General features: G+C 38.3%; 22 protein-coding genes, 1 tRNA gene, 5 pseudogenes and 1 riboswitch. Of the genes and pseudogenes, 14 read left to right on the top strand and 14 right to left on the bottom strand.

The genetic code is table 11. The features are described from left to right. Positions 1-5: 5 nt before the first annotated feature. Together NBRC111893_RS06650 and NBRC111893_RS06645 are read right to left on the bottom strand one after the other, a co-directional pair. Positions 6-1,099 (bottom strand): annotated as a pseudogene (locus NBRC111893_RS06650) (ABC transporter ATP-binding protein). 27 nt (positions 1,100-1,126) lie between these two features. After that, a complete protein-coding gene (locus NBRC111893_RS06645; RefSeq protein ID WP_125008454.1) occupies positions 1,127-1,498 on the bottom strand; it encodes a hypothetical protein in 372 nt (123 codons plus the stop codon). Positions 1,499-1,581: 83 nt separating this feature from the next. Between NBRC111893_RS06645 and NBRC111893_RS06640 the strand changes: the two genes are divergently transcribed. From NBRC111893_RS06640 to NBRC111893_RS06600, 10 genes and pseudogenes are all read left to right on the top strand, one after another. Then, positions 1,582-2,556, top strand: a complete 975-nt coding sequence (locus tag NBRC111893_RS06640) for an asparaginase (RefSeq protein WP_125008453.1) — start codon at positions 1,582-1,584, stop codon at positions 2,554-2,556. Between the two features lie 147 nt (positions 2,557-2,703). Further along, positions 2,704-3,741, top strand: coding sequence for a hypothetical protein (locus NBRC111893_RS06635; protein ID WP_225417628.1), 1,038 nt, complete (start codon positions 2,704-2,706; stop codon positions 3,739-3,741). An 11-nt stretch (positions 3,742-3,752) separates the two neighbouring features. Further along, positions 3,753-4,109: a hypothetical protein gene (locus NBRC111893_RS06630; RefSeq protein WP_125008452.1), complete on the top strand. Its 357-nt coding sequence runs from the start codon at positions 3,753-3,755 to the stop codon at positions 4,107-4,109. 5 nt (positions 4,110-4,114) lie between these two features. Continuing rightward, a complete protein-coding gene (locus tag NBRC111893_RS06625; protein WP_125008451.1) occupies positions 4,115-4,330 on the top strand; it encodes a zinc-ribbon domain-containing protein in 216 nt (71 codons plus the stop codon). A gap of 31 nt (positions 4,331-4,361) precedes the next feature. Further along, a complete protein-coding gene (locus NBRC111893_RS06620) occupies positions 4,362-4,631 on the top strand; it encodes a hypothetical protein (RefSeq protein WP_125008450.1) in 270 nt (89 codons plus the stop codon). Positions 4,632-4,827: 196 nt separating this feature from the next. After that, positions 4,828-6,567, top strand: a complete 1,740-nt coding sequence (locus NBRC111893_RS06615; RefSeq protein WP_125008449.1) for an ABC transporter ATP-binding protein — start codon at positions 4,828-4,830, stop codon at positions 6,565-6,567. Continuing rightward, a pseudogene (locus NBRC111893_RS12135) lies at positions 6,560-7,503 on the top strand (ABC transporter permease); the annotation flags it as partial. The gene NBRC111893_RS06615 and the pseudogene NBRC111893_RS12135, both read left to right, overlap by 8 nt. Positions 7,504-7,650: 147 nt before the next feature. Beyond that, a complete protein-coding gene (locus tag NBRC111893_RS12130; protein WP_369689718.1) occupies positions 7,651-8,436 on the top strand; it encodes an ABC transporter ATP-binding protein in 786 nt (261 codons plus the stop codon). Between the two features lie 11 nt (positions 8,437-8,447). Further along, on the top strand, positions 8,448-9,350 hold the full coding sequence (locus NBRC111893_RS06605; protein WP_125008448.1) for a hypothetical protein: 903 nt from the start codon (positions 8,448-8,450) through the stop codon (positions 9,348-9,350). 149 nt (positions 9,351-9,499) lie between these two features. Then, positions 9,500-10,102, top strand: a complete 603-nt coding sequence (locus NBRC111893_RS06600) for a sugar O-acetyltransferase (RefSeq protein ID WP_125008447.1) — start codon at positions 9,500-9,502, stop codon at positions 10,100-10,102. A 42-nt stretch (positions 10,103-10,144) separates the two neighbouring features. On the opposite strand, the gene NBRC111893_RS06595 is transcribed toward NBRC111893_RS06600, so the two are convergent. The 6 genes and pseudogenes from NBRC111893_RS06595 to NBRC111893_RS06575 all read right to left on the bottom strand — a co-directional run bounded on the left by NBRC111893_RS06595 (position 10,145) and on the right by NBRC111893_RS06575 (position 13,507). Then, positions 10,145-10,327, bottom strand: coding sequence for an LBP_cg2779 family protein (locus NBRC111893_RS06595; protein WP_125008446.1), 183 nt, complete (start codon positions 10,325-10,327; stop codon positions 10,145-10,147). Positions 10,328-10,485: 158 nt separating this feature from the next. Next, positions 10,486-10,716, bottom strand: a complete 231-nt coding sequence (locus NBRC111893_RS06590; RefSeq protein ID WP_125008445.1) for a hypothetical protein — start codon at positions 10,714-10,716, stop codon at positions 10,486-10,488. A 99-nt stretch (positions 10,717-10,815) separates the two neighbouring features. Continuing rightward, positions 10,816-11,462: pseudogene (locus NBRC111893_RS06585) on the bottom strand (energy-coupling factor transporter transmembrane component T family protein). Continuing rightward, positions 11,459-12,073, bottom strand: coding sequence for an ABC transporter ATP-binding protein (locus NBRC111893_RS11300; protein WP_225417626.1), 615 nt, complete (start codon positions 12,071-12,073; stop codon positions 11,459-11,461). Before NBRC111893_RS11300 ends, NBRC111893_RS06585 begins: the two are co-directional and overlap by 4 nt. Next, the gene (locus NBRC111893_RS11295; protein ID WP_225417625.1) at positions 11,974-12,888 is read right to left on the bottom strand and encodes an ABC transporter ATP-binding protein; all 915 of its coding nucleotides are present in this window, start codon (positions 12,886-12,888) and stop codon (positions 11,974-11,976) included. Before NBRC111893_RS11295 ends, NBRC111893_RS11300 begins: the two co-directional genes overlap by 100 nt. A 15-nt stretch (positions 12,889-12,903) precedes the next feature. Continuing rightward, positions 12,904-13,507 (bottom strand): annotated as a pseudogene (locus NBRC111893_RS06575) (ECF transporter S component). A gap of 106 nt (positions 13,508-13,613) precedes the next feature. Continuing rightward, a riboswitch (TPP riboswitch) is annotated at positions 13,614-13,704 on the bottom strand. Between the two features lie 114 nt (positions 13,705-13,818). On the opposite strand from NBRC111893_RS06575, the gene NBRC111893_RS06570 reads away from it, so the two are divergent. Then, positions 13,819-14,625, top strand: coding sequence for an HAD family hydrolase (locus NBRC111893_RS06570; RefSeq protein ID WP_125008444.1), 807 nt, complete (start codon positions 13,819-13,821; stop codon positions 14,623-14,625). Here the strand turns inward: NBRC111893_RS06570 and NBRC111893_RS06565 are convergent. Beyond that, positions 14,617-15,558 (bottom strand): linear amide C-N hydrolase, encoded by a 942-nt coding sequence (locus tag NBRC111893_RS06565; protein WP_125008443.1) that lies wholly within the window; start codon positions 15,556-15,558, stop codon positions 14,617-14,619. The genes NBRC111893_RS06570 and NBRC111893_RS06565 overlap by 9 nt on opposite strands. Before the next feature lie 90 nt (positions 15,559-15,648). Between NBRC111893_RS06565 and NBRC111893_RS06560 the strand changes: the two genes are divergently transcribed. Continuing rightward, positions 15,649-16,272, top strand: a complete 624-nt coding sequence (locus tag NBRC111893_RS06560; RefSeq protein ID WP_125008442.1) for an LVIS_2131 family protein — start codon at positions 15,649-15,651, stop codon at positions 16,270-16,272. 57 nt (positions 16,273-16,329) lie between these two features. On the opposite strand, the gene NBRC111893_RS11290 is transcribed toward NBRC111893_RS06560, so the two are convergent. The 5 genes and pseudogenes from NBRC111893_RS11290 to NBRC111893_RS06545 form a co-directional block, all read right to left on the bottom strand. Then, positions 16,330-16,989 (bottom strand): hypothetical protein, encoded by a 660-nt coding sequence (locus NBRC111893_RS11290; protein ID WP_225417623.1) that lies wholly within the window; start codon positions 16,987-16,989, stop codon positions 16,330-16,332. Between the two features lie 85 nt (positions 16,990-17,074). Continuing rightward, positions 17,075-17,332 (bottom strand): hypothetical protein, encoded by a 258-nt coding sequence (locus tag NBRC111893_RS11285; RefSeq protein ID WP_225417621.1) that lies wholly within the window; start codon positions 17,330-17,332, stop codon positions 17,075-17,077. Continuing rightward, positions 17,311-18,207, bottom strand: coding sequence for an FAD/NAD(P)-binding protein (locus tag NBRC111893_RS11280; RefSeq protein WP_225417620.1), 897 nt, complete (start codon positions 18,205-18,207; stop codon positions 17,311-17,313). The genes NBRC111893_RS11285 and NBRC111893_RS11280 overlap by 22 nt, the downstream gene beginning before the upstream one ends. An 18-nt stretch (positions 18,208-18,225) precedes the next feature. Next, positions 18,226-18,779, bottom strand: a pseudogene (locus NBRC111893_RS06550) (M15 family metallopeptidase). Positions 18,780-18,804: 25 nt separating this feature from the next. Next, a complete protein-coding gene (locus NBRC111893_RS06545; protein ID WP_125008441.1) occupies positions 18,805-19,449 on the bottom strand; it encodes an NAD(P)H-hydrate epimerase in 645 nt (214 codons plus the stop codon). 134 nt (positions 19,450-19,583) lie between these two features. On the opposite strand from NBRC111893_RS06545, the gene NBRC111893_RS06540 reads away from it, so the two are divergent. Both NBRC111893_RS06540 and NBRC111893_RS06535 read left to right on the top strand, forming a co-directional pair. Continuing rightward, positions 19,584-19,907: a hypothetical protein gene (locus tag NBRC111893_RS06540; RefSeq protein WP_125008440.1), complete on the top strand. Its 324-nt coding sequence runs from the start codon at positions 19,584-19,586 to the stop codon at positions 19,905-19,907. 46 nt (positions 19,908-19,953) lie between these two features. Beyond that, positions 19,954-20,025, top strand: a tRNA-Arg gene (locus tag NBRC111893_RS06535). The last annotated feature ends 356 nt before the right edge of the window (positions 20,026-20,381 follow it).

Here is a 20,381-nt window from a genome sequence, read left to right as displayed (position 1 = left end):
AAGCTTCACCTCTCATCTTCGTAGGTGTCTAATCGTTTATCAAAGTTAGCTTCTGTTTCGTTATATCGCATTACATGCATGTCATGCGGACCAAAGCTAAGACCAACGATTTGTCATCTTCCGTAGCATTGGTTGAATGGATTAACCATTCATTGTTGTCGCTATCGTAGGCAATAATTTCATAGTAATCGCCCCGGAAAAGCTGGGTGCTAACTTTAACTTGGAGTTTGCCATTTTCTGGGGAAGTAATTACTAAATCTTCAGGTCGGATAACCACTTCAACCGGTTCATTAGGCCGCATTCCAGCATCAGCACATTCGAAGGTATGACCAAGAAATTCAACTAAGTAATCTTCAATCATTTTGCCGGGAATAATATTGCTTTCACCAATAAAGTTAGCCACAAAGTGGTTAATAGGCTCATCGTAGATATCAACGGGAGATCCCGTTTGAAGGATTTCTCCTTTATTCATAACAAAAATCTCATCAGACATTGCTAAGGCCTCTTCTTGATCATGGGTTACAAATAAGAACGTAATCCCTAAGCGTTGCTGCAAATCACGTAATTCGTATTGCATATCTTTTCGCAATTTAGCATCCAAAGCTGATAGTGGTTCATCTAATAGCAGTACCTTTGGCTGGTTAACAATGGCTCTAGCAATCGCGATTCGCTGTTGTTGACCACCAGAAAGTTCATTGATCTCACGATTAGCGTAATCCTCTAGTTGCACTAGTTTAAGTGCTGAAATCACGCGATCCTTAATTTCATTTTTGGGGACTTTGGCTACGACGAGCCCAAATGCTACATTATCGTAAACGTTCATGTTAGGGAAGAGAGCATAGTCCTGAAATACTGTGTTTAATTGGCGTTTGTGTGCGGGAATATCATTAATGCGTTTTCCGTCGAATAAAACCTCGCCTGAAGTGACCTCAGTGAATCCAGCAATGGACCTTAATATAGTAGTTTTTCCGCATCCAGATGGACCGAGCAAGGTATAAAATTCACCTTGTTTTAATTTGAAATTGATATTTTTCAGAGCGACAAACCCGTCATCATATTGTTTTTGAACGCCCTTTAGTTCAACAATTGCTTTTTCCAATCAAAATTCCTCCCAATAATTTTTTTGTTAGTGTCGTGATGCTCGGTGTCCGGAAGAGCCCTTCATTTTATGGATACGTCGCTTGAATTTAGGTCTTGCGTTGTTAGCAACAAATGCAAAATGTTCCATTTTGCCATTATATGCCTTACCTGATAGGCGAATTGATTGCCATTTCTGCATCGCAGCAATCATTGAATCAACTGAACGAATTCGTTCAGGAATAGCTTCTTGTTGGGCAGCCTGTCGAATATCCGTGTTTAATTGATTGATCAAATTAAGATGGTAGTCCATTAATTCTTGGGTTAATGGCGCATCTTTATATTGATTGAATAATTTTTCGATTTGCCGCATGGCATCTTTGGAATTTTGGGGTTGATAATAGCGATTTGATTCAGTCATATTAATTCCTCTTTAAAATTAAAGTATCTTGTTATATTTTACGGTACAATGAGATAGATTAACAGCATGAGAGGTTTATAAAAATGAAAACTATATTAGCGATTCACACTGGGGGCACGATTTCAATGTCCCAAAACGAAAATGGCGAAGTTGTCCAAAATAGTGACAATCCCATTGCAGAACAACAAGTAATTTTAAACGGTAAGATTAATTTAGTCACGGACGAAATGTTTAATCTTCCTTCGCCTCATGTTACGCCAGCCGTAATGATGAAAATCAATGATCGTATTAAGCAGGCGATGAATGAGGGGATTGATGGCGTGGTAATCACCCATGGAACAGATACCCTGGAAGAAACGGCATATTTTTTAGACCTGACATTGCCAAATACAATTCCGATCGTGTTGACCGGAGCGATGAGATCATCTAACGAAATTGGTTCAGATGGTTTGTATAACTTTCAAAGCGCTATTAAGGTCGCTGCGGCCGATGAATCTTATGGCAAAGGCGTCTTGGTAGTAATGAATGATGAAATCCATACTGCTAGATACGTCACGAAAACTCATACGACTAATGTGGCAACATTCCGGACACCAACCTTTGGCCCAATTGGGATTGTTACGCACAGCGGAGCTAACTACTTTCAAGAGCTGATTGAAACGGAGGCTGTGGAGCTAGACAAGGTGCTCGATAATGTCTTTTTACTTAAAGCGTATGCCGGAATGGATGGCACTTTATTTGATGCGATTAATCAACCAACTACTAGGGGATTAGTTATTGAAGGTCTTGGTGCCGGCAATTTACCACCTGAAACGTTACCAGCAGTTCAGCGACTGATCGATAATGGTGTTCCCATTGTGTTAGTATCGAGATGTTACAATGGCGTTGCACAAGATATCTATGACTATGAAGGCGGTGGAATTCAACTAAAACGTTTAGGGCTAATTTTATGTAAAGGACTGAATGGTCAAAAAGCCCGAATCAAGTTATTAGTTGGTTTAAGTGCTGGTAAACGTGGTCAAGAATTGGTTGAATTTGTTAATAATGCGGTTTCTTAATTAATTAGGTTAGAGGGATATTTTGATAGAAATATATGACAAACTAAGATCAGCTCAAATTGATGAAATGCTGATCAACGTATACCAAAACATACTGATATCGTTTATACCGGAATTATTCAATATCTAAGTTCAAATGATTTAATCATGAATACCTACAATGACTTTGGTATTCAAGATGGCTCCGTTTATTTGAAGTTGGCAATTGTTTCCCAAGTGGAGACCGATAGTTATGATTTAGCGAATATGAAAGAACGGATTGCCTTTGATGAGGATAACCAAGTTGTCTTAGACGATGCAGTCGATATGCCAATTAATTTGTCTGACAATTTATTCGAACGGGTAATTCTAAACCTCCAAAATACAAATTCGATGGGATTGATTGTTACTTTGGAAGATAATCAGCTTAAATATTCTGAGGGATTAATTGAAAAATATTCTGGTGGAACATTAAGTTTTCGAATTATTAATAAGTTTAATTTTGATAAATCAGAGTTAAAGTTGATTGATCTCAGTGACATCGTTGGCATTGAATTTGGTGGTAGTGAGCTCGTACTACTAGGCGATTCATTGCCCATCATTCGTGATGAAGAGCATATTGAAGATCAGGTAGTGACAACTAGCGATGAATTTGCTGAAACAATTAGGCAATTACGAAATAGCGGTGATCCTTCGATTGTCACAACTAGTGATGATCGTAAATACTTTTACGTGGGAACAATTATCGCCGCGAATGCAGCGGAATTTGTCATGCAGGTAGTTGATATGAGTGGCCGTTTTGGTGGCTATGTTTGGATGCGCTATGACGATATTGAGAAAATTGTGTTAGCCTCAGATTATCTTAAAGTTATGCAGAACTTTGTTACTAATAATCGAGTTAGTGGCAAATTTGTGTTACCTGGTTTAAATGATCAACGAGCTTTTGATGACAATGATAACTTGTTGAGCTATTTGTTAGATCAGTCCATTAAGCATCATAAGTTGATTCGTTTTCAATTGGTTGATGGAAATGACATCATTGGTTTTCCAACGGCAATTGATTATCGAACTGGTCAGTTGATTATTAGATTACTTGATTTTGACGATGTCACTGACAGCATTAAACAAACCGTTGGGTTGGAAGCAATTAAGGAAATGGCGTTTGATTATTATAAAGCCTTCTTGTTAGAGAATAATATCGATTAGGGGATGATGTAATGACAAAAAAAGGCCGATTCAATTTGCCTCAATGGATTAAAAATACTCTCCAAGTGGTTGTGTTGATGGGAATACTAATGGCTGCGTATAATTTTTTTGGACCCACAATCAATCCCAACGGAACGTATTTCGCGTGGTGGACCTTCCCTTATTCGATGCTAGCAGCGCTATTAATTGTGGGGGCCTGGAACTTTTTAAAGTACCGTATGGACCTGTTAAGGCAGGAAATTAAGCGAGAAGATGCTGAAAAAGAGCGACAACGACAACTTCGTCAGCAGCAAGCGGCAGTTGACGATGTGGTGGAAGCCCAAAAGCGGCGAGCTAGAAATCACTCTAAGCAGCAACAAAGTAGGTAGGTAAAATGGAAAACGAAAAAAAAGCCTTTTGTCCATATTGTGGATTTAAACTGGATAAAGATTATGAGTTTTGTCCACAGTGTGGTAAGCGTTTGAGAAGTAAAACTGCAGGCATGAACCGTCTAATGATGAACCCGTATGCTGAAGGAATGAAACGGTATAAGCAAGGTGAAATACAGCCGAGTTTATGGGAACGATTTTTGGCAATATTTAAGCGTTAATCCAAGAACCTAAGGAGAGGAAGCGACAGCAATGTTAAAGCAGGCGGCAAATGATGGCCTTAATTGCCTGATTGTGGTGCTAGTTTTTAATGTTATTGTAATTCCTGCGGATATGTGGTTTCATTGGCCAATCTTAGGTGGCTTATCAGAAATCCTGATACATTCGAATCATAAATTATTGACAATCACGGTAATGATTATGGGGATATTTTTCGGGTGGTTAGTGTTCTTCCTAATTAGTCTGGTGGGCCGATGGTTAAACTATTATATGGGTCGAAACGATATATATAAATCAAAGTAAATAATGGCAGTAAACGATTCCTGATGGGGTGGTTTGCTGCCATTATTTTTGGAGATAATGTTAGGTGCCGAACTTTTTTCTTAAATTCGATAAAAATGGTTTTTATTTTTAAAAGATAAGAGTAAAATAACGATTTGTATTTAAAAATGATAGTGGCTTAACCAATTATTATTGTTAAGTTGAAGGGAGTTTGAACATGTTAAAAATTGCCAAGGGTAGAATTTCCTATTGGGCAGTTCTTGGAGCAGTCCTATTTATGATTGTTCAGGTGGTTTCGAACCTTTATTTACCAAATTTAACATCTGATATCGTTAATAATGGGGTTGCCAAGGGCGACATCAATTATATTTGGAAAGTGGGTTTCGAAATGGCCGGCTTTTCACTACTTAGTGTTGCAGCAGCTATTTGTAATGTGTTTTTAGCTGCCCGAACCTCACAACAGTGGGGAAAAAATTTGCGGAAAGATGTTTACAAAAAAGTAATCGGTTTTTCCAACGATGAATTTGAGCAGATTGAAACCTCATCATTAATTACTAGAACCACTAATGATGTGGTTCAAATTCAAAACGTGGCGATTATCATGCTACGAATGATGTTGATGGCCCCAATTATGTTAATCGGGGCAAGCTTTTTAGCCTACTCTAAAAATCAACGATTGACGATGATTTTTATTGTCGTAATTCCCATTATGTTGGTTTTTGTTGGACTATTATTACGTTCAGTTGGGCCATTATTCCAAGCAATGCAAACGAAGACTGATAAAATTAATCAGGTTTTTCGTGAGGGATTGACTGGGGTTAGAGTTATTAGAGCTTTTAGACAGGACCAACGAGAACAAGACCGATTTGAAGATGCTAACGTTGATTATACAAATAATGCAATTAAAGTTAATACTCGAATGTCGTTAGCTCTACCAGTGATGACCGTGATTATGGGTGGAACTAGCGTTGCGATTATTTGGTTTGGGGCGAACCTAATTGGAAACCAAGCAATGCAAGTGGGAAATCTAATTGCTTTCATGACTTATGCGATGCAAATTCTAATGAGTTTTATGATGCTATCGATGGTGTTTATTTTTATTCCACGAGCGCAAGCATCTGCTAAGCGAATTCAGGCAGTCTTTGCACTAAATTCAACTATTGAAGAAGCCAAGCAACCTGCAAAATTACCTGATACTAACAAGCATGAACTAAGCTTCAAGAATGTTGATTATCGTTACCGTGATGCTGAATTATTGGCATTGAAGGGAATTGATTTTCAAGCTACTAGTGGTCAAACTGTGGCCATTATTGGTGGAACCGGTTCCGGTAAGAGTACATTGATTAATTTAATTCCTAGATTTTATGATATTGAGAATGGTGAAATTAGTCTTGATGGAATCAATATTAATCAGCTATCTTTGAAGGACCTTAGAAATGCCGTTTCGTTAGTTCCTCAAAAGGCAACATTATTTACTGGAACCTTACGAGACAATTTATTATATGGTAATGATAAGGCTAGTGATGATGACCTTTGGCATGCTTTAGATATTGCTAAGGCTACTGATTTTGTTAAAGAAGATCCAGCAGGGTTAGATATGCACGTTGAGCAAGGTGGAGGTAACTTCTCTGGTGGTCAACGGCAACGACTAGCAATTGCTAGGGCATTAGTTAAACAAGCGGCAGTATACATTTTTGATGATTCTTTCTCAGCACTTGATTTCAAAACAGATTCTGAATTACGGGCTGCATTGAAGCAAGATGAACATATCCAACAAAGTATTACGGTCATCGTAGGACAAAAGATTTCAACTGTTGCTGACGCAGATGTCATCTTAGTGCTTGATAATGGCAAGCTTGTTGGTAAAGGAACCCATGAGGAACTTAAGAACACCAATAAGGTTTATCAAGAAATCATTAATTCACAATTGAGAGGGGAGAATCTTCCAAATGAGTGATAGAAAGCCAACACCACAATCTGGTCCACATCGAGGGCCGGGATCGGGTGGTGGACTAGTTGAGAAGCCTAAGAACTTTTGGAAAACAACTAATCGATTGCTAAGTTATATGTCCGATCGACTCGTAGGACTAGTTTTGGTATTTATCTTCGCCATCGCTAGTGTGATTTTCCAAATCAGAACTCCCAAAATTTTAGGAGAAGCAACTACTGAAATTTTTAAAGGTGTTATGAAAGGAACCTCTCAACAACAAGCTGGATTTAACATTGCAGGATTACCGATTAACTACGATAAAATTCTGCAAATTATTTTAATCGTAATTGTAATGTATCTAGCTTCAGGAGTATTTAGCTTCTTGCAACAATTTATTATGACTAGAATCTCGCAAAACACGGTTTATCGATTACGAAAAAACGTAAAGGGTAAAATGCGAAATCTATCTATCGGCTACTACGATACTCATAGTAATGGTGATATCATGAGTCGGGCAGTTAATGATATGGATAACATCGCTGGAACATTACAACAAAGTCTGACTCAAGCTGTGACTAGTTTAGTGACATTTATTGGAACGGTTTGGATGATGTTGACAATTAGCTGGAAACTAACGTTAATTGCTTTAGTTACTATTCCAGTTAGTTTAATAATTGTTGGAGTTATTGCACCTAAATCTCAGAAATTTTTGCATCACAACAAAAAAGCCTTGGGTTAATTAATGACCAGGTTGAAGAAAATTATGCTGGTCATACCGTATTAAAGAGTTTCAATAAAGAACAAGATATGATCGATAAATTTGAAGTTCAAAATGAAAACTATTATAAAGCTGCTTGGAAGGCCCAATTTATTTCTGGAATTATCATGCCTTTAATGATGTTCTTGAATAATATTGGGTATGTATTTGTTGCCATTGTCGGTGGTATTGGCGTATCTAACGGTAATATTACTCTAGGTAATGTTCAGGCGTTCTTGCAATACACCAACCAATTTTCACAGCCAATTCAACAACTTTCTAACTTATTGAATACAATTCAATCAACCGTTGCTTCGGCTGAACGGATATTTGAAGTAATCGATGAAGAAGAAATGAAGGACACTAATGAGAATCGGCCAGTTAAAGAAAACACTGATAATTTAATCGAATTAGATCACGTTCAATTTGGTTATGATAATAGTGAATTGCTAATGACTGACTACAACCTTGAAGTAAAGCGTGGTCAACAAGTGGCCATTGTGGGACCAACCGGGGCTGGTAAAACAACGATTATCAACTTGTTGGAACGGTTCTATGACGTTAAAGGTGGTTCAATTCTCTTAAATGGTAAGGATACTCGTGATCTTGATCGTGAAGACTTACGATCCCACTTTGCTATGGTGCTCCAAGATACATGGCTATTTACGGGAACTATTTACGACAATATTAAGTACGGTCGTGAAGATGCAACCCATGATGAAATCATGGCAGCGGCTGAAGCTGCCCACGTTGATGAATTCGTTCGGAAGCTACCTGATGGCTATGACACCGTCTTGAATGAAGACGCTTCTAATATCTCTCAAGGACAACGACAATTGATTACGATTGCCAGAGCGTTTGTGGCTGATCCTGAAATTTTAATTTTGGATGAAGCTACTAGTTCGGTTGATACGCGGACAGAAGTTCAAATTCAACACGCAATGAGTAGATTACTTGAGAATAGGACAAGCTTCGTTGTTGCGCATAGATTATCAACAATTCAAAATGCCGATAATATTATTGTGATGAATCATGGTTCAGTAATTGAAACTGGCACGCATAATGAATTAATGTCTCAAAATGGTTTCTATGCAGACCTTTATAATTCACAATTTTCTGGCAACGTTCAGTTAGGATAAGGAGGACCATAATGAAGCGAAAATTATTACCGATTGCCATGGTGGTACTAGGAATTATTTTAACTGGATGTGGCAAGGCTAATCTAAGTGTGAATGATAGCCATGTTCAGCCTAAGGGCTTGGCTGCAGTGGTGCAAGGTAAGACTAACCAACAGCAAGTGACCTATCAAATTGATAATTCTAAGAGCAAAACAGTTAAAACCAAGAGTGGTGCTTTTGCATTGGTGATTCCTGCTAAAGATAGTCAACAAGTAGTCAAGGTTCAGGCTGGTAGCCGTACAAAAAAAGTAACGGTTGCAAAGATTGCGTCATTAGGAAGTTACGCACAAATTAAAGGTAAATACAACCAGGCCTTAATTGGTAGTGCTATGCCAAAAGCTGATCAAAAAGTGGCTCAAGAGCTAGCTGTTAAGTCAGAAACTCTCAAGAAGCAACAAGCAGGTCTTAAGCATGCTACTCCCCAAGAGCAAGCCGCTAAAGGTGCAGCGATAATGAAGCAAGCTGCTGCTTTGAAACAATCAGGTGCTCAAGTTCAGGTAGCTATGAAGCAGGCTCAGGCTAAAGTTAATAACTTGATGCTGCCAACTAACGTTAATAATGGGGTAAGTAATTTACTACGTACTAACCACATGACCGTTCGGGGAAATATTCAGGATGGTAAGACAATTGGGTTAGCGTTAATGGTACCGGTTAAGGATCTAAAGTCAGCCAAACATGCTAAGAGTTTTGGAACAAGTTTTGCGATTCTTGCAAACTCGGTGGGTGCCGATTCGAAAAAAATTCTAGGTGACTTCAAGAAACAAGCTAGCAGCAAAAATAAAAATCAAACCACAACTAACGTGATGAAGTCTAACGGTGTTAAATTTAGCCTTGGATATTCGACCACGACATTGTATGTATATATTACGAAGTAGAATTTGGCGATAATCAAAAAGGATTGATCATTCATAATTAGAATGATCAATCCTTTTTGATACGTTGAGTGAAAGTTAATTAACGTTTGAATCCGCTATCATTTATTTGTTATTATTGATGTAAATCTAATTTTAGGGAGACAAACTTAATGAAGGATGCCGAACGCAAAGCCAAGCATTTAGTTTATCGGGCAAGTGACCCAGAAGTAATGGCAAAGCAAGCTCAATACCTAGATGAGGTATTTGAGTACAATCAAGTTAAACCATCTGATCACAAAACTAAAGCAGCGATGTTAAAAAAGATGTTTGCTGAAGTAGGAAATCATTGTTACATCGAGACGCCATTTCATGCTAATTTTGGTGGTCATAATGTTCACCTTGGAAATGGGGTTTATGCAAATTTCAATCTTACTTTAACGGATGATACAGATATTTATATTGGTGATAAAACGATGATTGGTCCTAATGTAACCATTGCAACGGCTGGTCATCCAATCAAACCGGAATTGCGGGCCCAAGAATATCAGTATGACTTTCCAATTCATATCGGTAAGAATGTATGGCTGGGGGCAAATGTTGTGGTTTGTCCCGGAGTAACGATTGGTGATAATACCGTTATTGGTGCTGGAAGTGTTGTTACAAGTAATATTCCAGCCAATGTGGTTGCGGTTGGTGCACCATGTAAGGTTCTTCGTGAAATAGGCGATCACGATGATAAGTACTACTTTAGGGATCATGAACTAGATATTTAACTACAATAAAAGGACCCTTCAATTTATTGACGGGTCCTTTTATTAACGAATAAATTTTTCGATGATTGCTCGTTCTTCATCACTAGCATTGGATTCCATTGACTTAATATCATGGAGACGTTCAACTGTAATATGTAAGTTGAACGCTAGCTGGGTATCGGGCATTTCATGTTTCTTTTGGTAGTTGATAATTTCTTCAGCTAAGTTACTAAATTCATTTGCCATTGGAATTCCTCCGTTGAACTTTATTTATAATTTAATTATACCAATAAAAAAAATTCTTGCTGAGATTGATGCTTATCGATAACGCAGTGCAAATTCAATTAAGGCGATTGCGACTGCAACAACTAAGACACTGGCTATGTAATTATAATTTGTTTGAATCAAAAATAGTATAGCAATCCAGCTCCAATCACCGTTAAACAAGTGTAACGAATCCGATTATGGTCGATTGAGAGAAACGCTAAGCCAACAGTAATGATGATACTACCCCATAAGATTCCTGTTGCACTACTGGTTGAACCAATTGTTTGGAATAGTGCGAAAATGTCGAAAATTAGGCCAATTAAAACAGCTAAGATGCCAAAACTAAATGCAAATCTATTTACTTTCATAAATTTCACCTTCTTAAATTATCTGCTGTTAATAAGAGTATAGTGCAAATTAACTAAAAAATAGAATGAGCAATTTTGTATGCTCATTCTATTTTTTAGTTATCTGGTAAGAAACAGGAGGCTATTTACAATTAAAATGCTTCCCACAAAGAACATCCAATCCCACGCAGTGATACGGATTACTTTGTAATGAGTTCGTGGTTCGTCTTCAATAAATCCATGAGAGGTCATGGCCTCAGCTAAATTTTGGGACCACTGAATTGAAGAGAGGATGGCTTTGAAATATAGTTGGGGGACCAAAAGTGAAGAACAGTTCCACGCATTAAGGCAGCTGTTTGAATCACGTTAACTTCCTGACGAATTTTGGGAATTAAGTTAAAGGCTGCTAAGACACCATAGGCAAATTTTGATGGTAGCGCAAAGTCTTGCTCTAAAGTTAAAGCGAGTTCCACAAATTCAGTTGTAATTGTGAAGGTTGCCCCTAAAAAGACGTACGCATAAATCCGGGTTAGTAAAATCGTTCCAAAATCAATTCCACCTCCGTACAGCCATTGGGACACGAATAGCCCAATGGCCGGGAAAAATGGCCAAAAAACCAAACCGACAAATTGCTTAAATGTAATGTGATGGAATAGTAAATAAATGATACTGAACCCGATTAATATTAAATTCACGATTAGGTTAGTTGTGAATGAAATTTCTAAGGCAATGATGATAACTAAGAGTAGTTTTAGTCCGGGATTCATCGAATTACCTCCTGATATTGTAAGTTATGGTTCGCAAAAGTGACATGATAGTCGATTAGGTCCGCTAGCCCTGTGAATTGATGAGAAATCAAAATTTGGGTTTGGCCAAACTGCTGCTTTGCATTAATCAAATAACCAATAACAATCTGCATTGATTCATAATCTAATCCCTTAAATGGTTCGTCTAAGAGTAAGACTGGTGGATCCATAATTAGCATCTCAAGAATTTGAAGCTTCTTTTTTTGACCTTCACTGAGTGAATAGACAACCTGGTCCATTCGTTCAGTGAATCCCAGACTGTCAATCAGCTTGTCAATCAGTTGATCAGAATAATTTTCAGTAATCCGATGTTGCTTAGACAATTCGATCTCTTCTTGGACTGTAATTGCTAAGAACTGATTTTCGGCATCTTGGAATAATAGGCTAACTTGTTTTGCATAAGCCAGTGGTCGAATTTTACGAATATTTTTGTTTCTGAATGTAATCACACCAGTGTATGGGAGCAGTTTAGTTAGCGCCGAAAATAGCGTTGATTTACCAATGCCGTTGTCCCCAGTAATGATGGTTGTTTTCTGTTGATAAAATTTAAATTGCGCAAGTCCCAGTAGCATCGTATCATGGGCCCCAAGTGAAAGTTCTGTAGACCAATGATTGAATCATCTTCATTATTCGGTAAGGTTACCGGGATTTCCTCAATTTCATTATTGGCGAACTGCTTAAATAGCTGCTGAATTTTTGTTTGATCAAGTTTAGCGATTTGATGTTGATCAGGATTTAAAAAGAAAAAGTTATCAATAATTGAATCATAGCTACTTAAATCATGATCGGCAATAATAATTGTCTTACCAAATTGTGTTTGCAACTGTTTTAATTTATTGATTAAATCAATTCGAGAAAGAAAGTCAATACTAGCAAATGGCTCATCTAAAACAATGACATCAGCGTCCATCGCAATAATACTTGCTAAGGCTACTCGTTGCTTTTGTCCACCTGATAACGAGCTGATTTGTCTAGCTTTTAAATCACTGATGTCGACAAATTCAAGTGCATTATCAATAATGGTATCCATCTTCGTCGGGTTAGTCTGTAAATTTTCTAATACAAAAACCAGCTCATCCTTCACGACGTTCATGGCGAATTGTTGATTAGGATTTTGAAACATCATCGCGACCAACTGATTCTTTTTGGCAGGTGAGACCGTGGTAATGTCATAGCCATTAAATGAAATTGTTCCAGAAGATTTACCGCTAGTAAAGTTAGGGTAGAGATTAGCAATGAATTTCAGAAGAGTCGTTTTACCACTTCCAGATGGTCCAGATAGCAGTGAAAATTCACCGTTAGGAAAGGTTAGGTTGAGATCCTTGAGGACCCAATTACCGGCTTCTGAATATTTAAAATTGAAATTTGTGATTTTTACGTCAGCCATTAATGATCCCTCTGATTAGTTGTTAGTCGATACTGAAATGTGACTTCGGTCGAGCATGTTAGTAATTGCCTTGGTTAGTAAACCACCAAAGATAAACGTAGAGATGTAGCGAGTGATGAACAAAGCAATCATCATCAATGGGGCGTAGTGACCATAGCCATTTTTAATGATGTCCCAACCAAATGTAATTACGACAGTCGTGAAAATTGATAAGTTAAGAGCTAACCAACCATATTTTTTGTATCCAGTGAGCGCAAATCCTAACTCTGAACCGATTCCTTGGACTAAGCCAGATATGAAGGCCCCGCCCCCATTGACCACCAAGAAATACTTCTACAGCTGATCCTAAAAATTCACCTAAGAAGGCTGAACCAAAGGTCTTGATTAGATAGCCAGTTAGAGGGCCTGCCATTGTCCATAAGCCCATTAGAATGTCATTTGCGAATGGTGCCATGCCAATTGGCGTTAAGGCAACGGTTAGGGCAGTGTACAAAAAACCGGCCCCCCAGAAAATAATACCGCTAAAGATTGCGATTAATGCTACTAGAATAATACTGTGTAAAGTCCAAGGACTTTTTTCTTGTTTGTCATAAAACAAGACCTCCAAAATGTATTTCATAACAACTATGGAGATTATTGATCATGAATAATAAAACCGGTCCACCCAAGTAAAACAGGGTGACGGTAAATAAAATTCATCGTAAGTGCAGTTGTGTCCAAAGGTGGATGCAACTGAATTATACTCCCTTCGCTGGTACTAACCAGATCAGGTTCGATGGGTTTTATCTCAGCCGTTTGGCACCCCAGATAGTTGTATGATCATGTTTAGTATACAAGTTTACTAAATGTTTAGCAATCGATTAATCAGAATGAATGCGTTAGAATAATAGGTGACTTTTACCAATCCTAGTAATGCAAGGGGAGTTTTAGATGATTAAAGTAATTGCTTCAGATATGGATGGCACATTTTTAAATGATGATGGTGCATTTGATAGCAAGGCGTTTCAAAGGCAGTTGAAGCAAATGAAAGCTAAAGACATGCGGTTTATCTGCGCGACTAGTAACACTTATGCCCATTCATTGCGGCAATTTAAAGAAGTCACTGGACCCATATCATATGTCTGTGACAATGGTGCTCACGTGATTGATGAACGAGGAGTCGCTATCTTTGAATCGTCAATGGAACCAGTTCTAGTTCAGAAAATCGTTAATTTTTTACAGACTGATGCGGAGTTTGTTGGGGCAGAAATTATATTAGCTGGCCGGAATGGAACATATTGTAATCTATCAGCTGACTCAGAACAGTTTAAAGCTTCACAACGATTTTACGAAAATCTACAAGCAGTTAGTGATCTTAGTTTAATCTTTGATTCGGTTTATAAAATTGATGTCATGGTGGATGGTGCAAATGCTTTAAGAATGGCTCACGATATCAACACTAAATTTGTAAATAGAGTTAGTGCAGTTTCAAGTGGCATGAATGGCGTTGACATTATGAACGCTGACATCAGCAAAGCTTCTGGAATCAAAGTACTACTTCAAGAATGGAATTTATCATTTGCGGATGTTGCTGCATTTGGGGACAATGGTAATGACTATGAAATGTTGAGGCAGGCTGCTGAAGGTTTTGCCATGAAAAATGCAGCCGATGATTTATTGGCCGTTATTCCTCAAACAACTGAATTAACCAATAATGAATCAGGCGTCCAAAGAAAAATTACTAGTTATCTAGACTAAAAAATGAGTTGATTGAGAGCTATTATTAAGCGCGTCGGTTAGTGAAAAGGTCATGGCTTTTTTATTTTCGCAGTCAGTAAATTGATAGGTCAGTGCAGTACAGTCCCATGATGAAATATAGTGCGTAAAATTAAAATTAGGATGCTGATTCATTGCTGGCTCAAAGGAAATGGCCACATCAGACAATAGTTGATTTAAAAAATTAACGGCTGTTTTAGGATTATCAGAAGGCGTGGTGCCAAGTTTATTGACTGCCGTATAAACAAAGCGCGTGGTTGGAGTATTGGTTGGTCGGGGAACTGCATGGTTAACCACTAGTTGCTTAGAGGCCCTTTGCCACTCAGAAAATTTATCGGTGGTTACATGTAGCTGATGCTTAAGGTTTTGAATGTGATCGACGTAAACAGGCGAGTTAGTTAAGACACCGATATTATCGGTGATAACGACTAGTTGCTGATTCAATGGTTCAATGATTACGGTCTGTCCCGAACTATCAGTTAATAGCCAGTGAAACGCATAAACTTCATGGCCTGATAGCCATTCATGGCCGATGATGGCAACTTGGTTTAAATCAGTGAGGACGTCGGCAACCGAACGATGCTCAGCTAGAACCCAACTAAGAAAGTCTTGTGGAGTGAGATTCAATTTGTGATCAACGGGAGTCGGATGATAGCTTGCCTTGAGGGGGAACATTAATTCCGCGCAGCTTAATCCTTGATTGTTGACGCCATCAGCAACTAATAAATAGCGGTTATCAATCAGTTGGCCACCGCCAATGAACGGGTATTTAATGGGCCGGTTTCCTGCAAGTGGAGTGTTGTATGTTTTAGCTGCTACCAGCACAGGATGCCAATTGCCTTTAATGGGAAAGTCCATGGTTCGGCCAGCGAGAAAATGATGATCTAAAGTTTGTCTGGTTAAGCTAGTACACATTATTTTTACCTTCCTTAGTGGTTGAATCGTTTTCCAATTTACTTACAAATAGTGTAAACTAATGATATTAACAATAAAAGGAGATACACCATGAAATCAGCATGGAACTTAGTTGGAATGGCCTTATGGCTGATTCTAATTATTTACCTAATATGGATGATCCACGACATGCGGTCACGAAGATTACGATTACTTGTGACTGAAAAGAAATCATTTTCCTGGAATAATTTTACTAAGTCTGCGATTGAGTTAGTGATTTTTCTATTAGCTTTTGGGGGAATGGCCTACGTAACATTGTTCCAAGATGTTAATAAACTTGATAAAAGTGCAGTAACTACAACTTATACATATAAGCCATTGGTATTACGGTATGCCGAGCGATCACATTATGTAACGGTTTCTAATACTGAAGGGCGCAAACCAGTACAGTTATACACTTACTATCTTGAAGGAGGTAAGTATGAAGTTACTAGCAATGACGCCACCATCTCGTATGGAGTTAATCCGTTGAATGTTTCTGCAGGTGCCTATAACTGGAATAAAGAATGGTTGAAACATCTTGACGTACGTTATCAAAAAGCATGGGTTGGGGTTGTGACAACTACGTATAAGAAGAATTTTGTTAATGGAATCGGTTTGCATGCAGGTCGCCAAGCAAATCGGTACAGCTTAATTAGAATTCCTGATAAATCATTTATGAAAACAACTGATTAATAAATAAAAAGCAGGCCCAACTATTTGATAGTTGGCTGCTTTTTATTTATATCGAAATTACATCATTAAGACATCATCAGCAGGGTCAAGGCCAAGCACAAGAGCAGCGATTTTGTCGGCTGTCTGTAAGTTAGGATCATTAGTTCCTGGACGTGGGCTAGCAGTAGTTGCTAATCGTAGTCCATCTAATGGCACGCCCCACAAGAAGATGGTATCTTCTTTGGTACCATTAACAGCTAATAGTTGGTCAGAGCTTGGATTGACATCAACTGCAGCCAATCCAGCTGCTTCATCGCGAACCATTACTTGGTATTCGCGGAGCATTCCATTAGCTTTCATATCTTCCAGTAAGGGATTAGCGGTAATCTTGATATCAGCCTTTGGAACCCGGGCTTCAATCAAGACTGATGATTTAAACACATCGTTATTGCGCTTAGGCGAGGCCGTTACGAACCAACCATCGGCCCCTTTAACTTCCATTCCAGGTGCCATAATGGTTACGATACCAGCCCGAATCAATGCAGATAACTGGGCAGATCTAAATGCTGGTCCACCAACGGCAAGAAAGTTTCGGTCGCGAATGAATGTGCCACGGAAATCTTTAGCGTATTCATCACTTGAAAAGACATTCTGAGCCACTAATTCACGTAATGTAGGAGCAAAATCTCTAAATAATTCTAGAGTTGAAGTTAAAGGACCGGTCTTGGATCCCTTCATAGCATCATCGACAATGTTGTTTAACCAGTTAACGACAATGTTTGGTAATCAGTAGTCGAAACAACTTTAACATCCTTGAATGGATCTAAGATGTAGTCCCAATCAAATTTATCTTCCTCATTAAATTATAGCTGTCAATCACGGCTTGTTTGTCATCAGCGGCAATGAATTGTTTCTTAAATTCGCTGGCATTTTTAAAGGGGTATGAATCATTGATTAACAACATGTAGTAGTTCAGTTCAAAATCAAACCGAATTAAATCGATGAACTTTTCAAATGGTAACTTACCGCCCTCTAAGTTTTTAGCAACGCTATCTTGAGTTAAGAAAACTGGTTGTACCATTTCACCATATCGTTTTTCACTAACTGGTTTTGGATAGTAGGGTACCCCATGGACAGAACCGGCAATGATTTTTGGCTCTCTGCCAGATGGTTGATAGAATAAGGTACCATCATCATTTTGAAGTATTGACCACCACGACCAAGAGTTAATTCTGAAGTATAGTCAAGAAATGAGAGACTTAGTCCCCGGATAATAACGGGTTCGCCGGCTGGCAAGTCGTCAACATTTACATCGCCAGGATGGGTAGGTTGGAAGTACTTCAAATCATTTTCTTCCGCATACGAAGCTAATTGTTGCTCACTAGTGTTTAAATAGTTATCTTGTTGACCAAGTGCCATAACGACTTTATCGAAGATTTCTTCCTTATCTGAAGTTGCCACGTTGATTTTTGAATCTTGATTAGTATTAAGACTAATGATTTGTGATTTAACAACTTCGATAGAGATATTGTGAGATAGTTGGCGAAGTAGTTCACTGTAAAACCATTGGATGTATGCTCCGTATAAAGCACGTGGGGCGTAATCATTAGGAGCAATATTTTCTGCAAGCTCAATCATTTCTTGATCGAAGCCCTCATCAGTTAAGAATTTTTTAGCAATATCACTTTGGAGCCAGCCAAATAGTGCGGGACCATCGTAAACTTTACTTGAAAGATTTACTGATTCATCGGTAAATAAGGATACTTGATCAGCAGGTGAGTTCATTACTAACCCATTCCATTGATCAGTACGCCAAACTCGGCCACCAATGCCATAGGGGTCAAAGATTTTAATTTCAAGTGGTTCAGATTGATCGGTACGTTGTTTGTATTGGCTTAAAAGAGCAGATGTTACAAGAACGCCCCGAGGGCCTGCTCCAATAATTGCGATTTTCATTGTTCTGTCTCCTCGTTATTAATAGTTTTTGGGATCGACTTCTAGAGGACCAAATTTATCTGCATCGGCGTCACGATAGTCCCACCATTCATTTTCGTAGCCGTTAAATCCGGCGGTGGTCATTGCATTATCTAGAATCCGATAGTTAGCAGTTGCGGTTGGTGTCCAGGTCGCATCACGTTTAGCACCACCATTGAAATCATCAAACGGTGTGGGCATTTCAACGTCTTGCCCGTCGGCAGTTACTAGAGTTAAGTCAAAGGTAATTCCTTTTTGGTGACTAAAATTAGGATTGGGTTTCGCTACCCACATTGGGTCCGGGTAAACTTCGAATAATTTTCGTTGAGCATAAATTGGACGATAAGCATCCCAAATCTTCAGTCGGTAGCCTTGTTTCTTAACTAACTCACTAGCAACAACTAACTTTTTACCGTATCGATGCGAGCAATGGCTTGATCAAAATCATAGACTATTTTACCAGTAAAGTTATCAGGTGTTGCATATTTTAAATCAATAATAATATCTGGATCAGCATCTTTAACATTCATGTAGCCTTGTGATTTTTTATCCATTGGGAATCCCTCCTAATGCTAGTTACTAGTTTTCAAGATGATTATCGCGATAAATCCCGATATCATCAACAAATATTTTACCAGTATAATCCCATGATTCAGGTTCAATCATACCAACTTTTTCATAAGCAATGGTGGAAGTAGAGATAGCCTTAATAGCAATTCCCATTGGTTTACCAGTATCACCGTTTAACCCGGATGGGATATCAATTGCATGGATCTTGGCAGATGATGTATTAGCTCTAGCGATTAATTCTTTATAGTCGCCTTCAACATCTCGAGTTAAGCCACTACCAAATATGCCATCCACTAAGGTTGTGTAATCATTAAGCTTAACTGTTATCGGAACCTCACTAATGTTGTAATAACGGCAAATATTCAGTTGTCGTTGAGCTTCGGTGCTTAATTGACTGGCCTCACCAGTGAGTAACACATCAACGTTATAATTGTGTGTAAATAACAAGCGGGCAACAGCTAATGCATCGCCGCCGTTGTTTCCGTTGCCGACTAAGACCAAAGTATGGTTTAATTTAAGATCTGGATTGGTAATTATGTCCTGATATATTTCTAGTGCGGCACGTTCCATTAATACGGCTGATGGAATGCCAATTTCTTCGATGGTTTTTTTATCTAAATCACGTGATTCGGCAACGGTAATTGCTGGTCGCATGGGTGAAGCGCCTCCCTTAAAAATATCATATATTATATGTTCATTCATTACCGGTATAAATGCAAGCAGGATGGATGTTTTGTTTGCTAAACATGGTAAAATATTATCAGAAAATAAAAAGTGGAGGAAACAATATGGAAGTCGACGTACCTTTAACAATGGCGGAAGTTGCTCAAAAAGTTCAGGAACTAAATGCTAATGGTCAAAATGTTACTGAAGACGATGTGATTCGGGATACGATTTTGCAATCATTTCAAGGATACTTAGATGAAGCTGAAGAAGGACATTATGACTCAGCTCGTTATGACTACGAACTAGAAGTAGCGACAGTGACCGGTCGAGTTACTCACACCATCAAACCAATGACTGGTAATTCATTAATTGAGGATTTTAAACAAAATCCTGACATGCTGTTTATGTACTTATCTAACCGAGCTGAAGAGATTGCTAAGGAATAAAGCGGTTGAGTTTTATTCATTTTACCATTATACTTAAATTTGTAAGGCGTCCTTAGTGTAATGGATAGCACATGAGATTTCGGTCCTCATGATCCGAGTTCGATTCTCGGGGGACGCATATATACATCGTGTATTTTGACGTAAGTCGCTAAATATTGATATAGCAGCATTCTTAATTTAAAATTTGTGGCATATTTTAGTATTTATTGAATTTAAATGCCGTAAATTTTAAGAAATGCAGTAAAAAATAAGGGAAAAAGCAGGCCTTATTAAGGGCGATTTACATAGTAGTAGAGCGGGGCGGATACCTCGCTTTTTTGTTTGTAAAAATTTGTCCATGAATGTTTTGATTTCGTAAAATAACATGTTTATATGGCATGTCATAATTGATAGCTAACCAAAGTCAAAATGTTAAGAACAGGTTTCTTTTCATGTGAACGTCTTGTTTAAGTAATATTGTCACTAGATAATGAT

The sequence above is a fragment of the Lentilactobacillus kosonis genome (assembly GCF_003864335.1).
GTDB lineage: Bacteria > Bacillota > Bacilli > Lactobacillales > Lactobacillaceae > Lentilactobacillus > Lentilactobacillus kosonis.
Note: the sequence above shows the minus strand (reverse complement) of the source record. Positions and strands in the feature narration are given on the sequence as shown.